Source organism: Pseudomonas agronomica (genome assembly GCF_025917275.1).
In the GTDB taxonomy this organism is placed as follows: Bacteria; Pseudomonadota; Gammaproteobacteria; order Pseudomonadales; family Pseudomonadaceae; genus Aquipseudomonas; species Aquipseudomonas agronomica.
The window spans coordinates 1-3,776 of the sequence record NZ_JAOSHO010000475.1 but is presented as its reverse complement, the minus strand read 5'-3'; the positions used below and the strand labels follow the sequence as shown (position 1 = coordinate 3,776).

3 protein-coding genes are annotated in these 3,776 nt (G+C 61.5%); all 3 read left to right on the top strand.

From position 1 onward, the window contains the following. The first annotated feature begins 292 nt into the window (after positions 1 to 292). The 3 genes from OC610_RS22955 (at position 293) to OC610_RS22945 (ending at position 3,736) form a co-directional block, all read left to right on the top strand. A complete protein-coding gene (locus OC610_RS22955; protein WP_264431057.1) occupies positions 293 to 1,303 on the top strand; it encodes a zinc-binding alcohol dehydrogenase family protein in 1,011 nt (336 codons plus the stop codon). A 17-nt stretch (positions 1,304 to 1,320) separates the two neighbouring features. Next, positions 1,321 to 2,847: a UxaA family hydrolase gene (locus tag OC610_RS22950; protein WP_264431054.1), complete on the top strand. Its 1,527-nt coding sequence runs from the start codon at positions 1,321 to 1,323 to the stop codon at positions 2,845 to 2,847. 175 nt (positions 2,848 to 3,022) lie between these two features. Next, entirely contained in the window at positions 3,023 to 3,736 is a 714-nt protein-coding gene (locus OC610_RS22945; RefSeq protein ID WP_264431052.1) for a FadR/GntR family transcriptional regulator, read from the top strand. Positions 3,737 to 3,776 lie beyond the last annotated feature (40 nt).

Here is a 3,776-nt window from a genome sequence, read left to right as displayed (position 1 = left end):
CGCGAGCAGGCTCGCTCCCACAGGGAATTTCGCGACATCCGGAATCTGTTTCACCGTATCAACCTGTGGAGGCGAGCTTGCTCGCGCTTAAGACTATTGGTCAGTCCAATCTATTTTTTTATAGATTGGTCTTGCCAATATTTTCTTTGGCGCGTAGTTTCGGACCGGCATCAACGGCACATCGCTGCCGTCCATTATAAAAAACAGCGCCTCGGTTCCAGCAGCCGCGCGCCCAAACCCTCCTCCCGCCTGCGCTCAAGTATTGCCTGCAGGCACGCCAAGGGGCCTCATCATGCTGACTGTCATCTGCAACGAACCCGGTTCATTAACCGCCCTCGAACGTGAAACGCCGTCCAGGAAACCGGGAGAAATCCTCATCCGGGTCAAGCGCGTCGGCGTCTGCGGCACCGACTTGCACATTTTCACCGGCAATCAACCGTACCTTGAATACCCACGCGTGATGGGCCACGAATTCTCCGGGGTCGTGGACGCCACTGACGATACCAGCGAGTTGGCGGTGGGTGACGTCGTTTATGTGATGCCCTATTTGTCGTGCGGATCCTGCATTGCCTGCCGCCAGGGCAAGACCAACTGTTGCACACGGATCCAGGTGCTGGGGGTTCACTGCGACGGTGCTTTCACCCAATACCTGAGTGTTCCCCAGCAATTCGTGCACAAGGCCGAGGGGGTTTCCCTTGATCAGGCCGCGATGATCGAATTCCTTTCGATCGGCGCTCACGCCGTGCGTCGCTCCAACGTCCAGACAGGGCAAAACGCCCTGGTGGTCGGCACCGGCCCGATCGGCATGGCCGCGGCGATCTTCGCCAGCCTGCGCGGGGCGAACGTCACCGTGCTGGATACCCGCGAGGACCGCTTGTCGTTCTGCAAGGAACACCTGGATATCCATGCGGCTGTGCAAATCGGCGAAGGCGACAAGCAAACCCTGGCTGAACTGACCGGCGGGGATTTTTTCGACGTGGTCTTTGACGCCACCGGCAATGCCCGGGCGATGGAGCGTGGGTTCGAGTTCATCGCGCACGGCGGCACCTACGTGATGATCTCCGTGGTGCGGGATTCCATCACCTTCTCCGACCCTGAATTCCACAAGCGTGAAGCCACGCTGATGGGCAGCCGTAACGCCACCCGGGAAGACTTCCGGCATGTCGAGCAATGCTTGCGCGACGGGTTGATTCCGGATGCCGCCCTGAACACCCACCGACTGACGCTGGCCGATGTGCCCGACTCGTTCGCCACCTTGCTTGACCCCAAGCAAGGCGTCGTCAAGGCAATCATCGAGTGCTAGACATCGGAGGACGCCCCATGAACCCCGCTTCTTCCTTGCTTGTCCTGGCACCCGGTGATCACGTCGCGGTGGCCCGGGGCGATATCGTCGAAGGCCAGACGGTGAGCGCCGACGGCATTACACTGACCGCCCGGCAAACCATTCCATCTGGTCACAAGATCGCCCTGCGCAAAGTGTTGGCCGGCCAGCGCGTGCTCAAGTACGGGCAGGTCATCGGCCAGGCGACCCAAGGCATCGAACCCGGTGAGCACGTCCACGTGCATAACCTGGACATGCCCGCCGCCACCGCTGAGCAAAGCGTACGGAACGTCTATGTGCCCACCTCGCTCAGCCCGACCCCTGCTACGTTCGAAGGCTACGTCCGCGATGACGGACGCGTCGCCACCCGCAACTACATCGGCGTCGTATCCAGCGTCAATTGCTCGGCCACCGTCTGCAAGCAGATCGCCAACGCCTTCTCTGCCGAGCGCTTGAAGGACTTCCCCAACGTCGACGGCGTCGTTGCAATCACCCATGGCAGCGGCTGTGGCATGGGCGCCAAGGGCGAAGGCATCGACATCCTCAAGCGCACTTTGCGCGGCTACGCCGACCACGCCAATTTTGCCGGCGTGCTGTTGATCGGACTGGGTTGCGAGGTCAACCAGCTCACGCCGTTGATGAACCAACTGGGGGATCGCCCCGCTGCGCTCAAGGCCAGCCTGATCATCCAGGAGGAAGGCGGGACGCGCGAAACCGTGCAACGCGGCATCGCCCATATTGAAGCGATGCTGCCCCTCATCAACCAATACCGGCGCACGACCGTTGCCGCCAGCCATCTGTGCGTCGGCTTGCAATGCGGCGGCTCGGATGGTTACTCGGGCATCACAGCCAACCCGGCGCTTGGCGCTGCCGTGGACCTGCTGGTGCAACAGGGCGGCACCGCGATTCTTTCGGAAACACCAGAAATCTACGGAGCCGAACACTTGCTGACGGCCCGCGCCGCGTCCGCCGAAATTGCGGAAAAACTGATGGAGCGGATCCGTTGGTGGGAAGCCTATGTTCACCACAACGACGGCGACATGAACAACAATCCGTCTCCGGGCAACAAGGCCGGGGGCATCACCACCATCCTGGAAAAATCCCTGGGCGCGGTGGCGAAAGCCGGTGCAAGCGGGCTGATGGGGGTCTACCAGTACGCCGAACCGGTCACGGCCCAAGGGTTGGTGTTCATGGACACGCCCGGCTACGACCCGGTATCGGCGACCGGCCAGGTGGCGGGCGGCGCGAATCTCATCTGCTTCACTACGGGTCGCGGTTCGACCTATGGGTGCAAACCCACGCCATCCTTGAAGATCGCCACCAACACCCGGCTGTTCCAGCGCATGGAGTTGGACATGGACTTCAATACCGGCGGTATCGTCGATGGGGTGGAGTCGGTGGCCCAGGCCGGGGAGCGGTTGTTTCGACTGATGCTGGAGACCGCTTCCGGACGTCCGACGTGCAGTGAAGAGAACGGCTTGGGCGATAACGAATTCCTGCCCTGGCAGATCGGCGCGGTGATGTGAAACGGAGTCACCCTTTTTACTGTGGGAGCGGGCTGGCTCGCGAAAAAGCGGCGGTACATTCGGCATTGATGTAAACAGACCCACCGCCTTCGTCGTATTGTCGCCCGGAGCAAGCTCGCTCCCACAATCAGGCGCCTATGGTAGCCTTTGCGCACCCTCCGATGGACGCCACCCCATGGTCTCACCGATCAACGCCACCGAACGCAAGCCGTATCAGAAAATCGCCGATCAACTGCGCAGCTACATTGCCCAACGGGATTTCAAGGCGGGTTCCAGGCTTCCTCCCGAGCGCGACCTGACCCAACTGCTGGGGGTTTCCAGGCCGTCGCTGCGCGAAGCGTTGATAGCCCTGGAGATAGACGGCGACATCGAAATCAAGATGGGCTCCGGCGTGTACGTGCGGGCCAGGTCCAAGGATGGAAAAAACCAGGCCATGACCTTGGGCGAGAGCCCTTCCGAGCTGATGCAGGCCCGTGCGTTGATCGAAGGTGAGTCGGTGATCCTGGCATGCCTGCATGGCAAGAAAAGCGATTACCGCTACCTGCAGGAATGCATCGACGCCATGCGCGCAAGCATTGCCAATGGCCTGCCGCCGCTGGAGGACGACCGCAAGTTCCATCAGCGCCTGGCAAAAATGACCGGCAACTCTGCCCTGGTCCGAATCATCACCGCTCTCTTTGATGAACGACACACCCCCATCTCCGCTCACCTGAGCAAGCACTCCGAAAATGCCCTGACCTGGGAAGCCGCCGTCGTCGAGCATGAGGCGATCCTGCACGCCGTCGCCAGCAAGGACGTGCTCGGTGCCCAGACGTCGATGCGCCAGCACCTGAGCCGCTCCGAGAACCGCTGGTTGCAGGCGCTGGAGCCGGAAGACAACAGCGACTGAGCCCACGGTTTGGCTTCTGTGGCGAGGGCTCCCGCTGGCT

Bases quoted from the DNA above. Each gene is read 5' to 3' on its own strand.
- OC610_RS22955 (WP_264431057.1), top strand. From the start codon at position 293: ATGCTGACTGTCATCTGCAACGAACCCGGTTCATTAACCGCCCTCGAA.
- OC610_RS22950 (WP_264431054.1), top strand. From the start codon at position 1,321: ATGAACCCCGCTTCTTCCTTGCTTGTCCTGGCACCCGGTGATCACGTC.
- OC610_RS22945 (WP_264431052.1), top strand. From the start codon at position 3,023: ATGGTCTCACCGATCAACGCCACCGAACGCAAGCCGTATCAGAAAATC.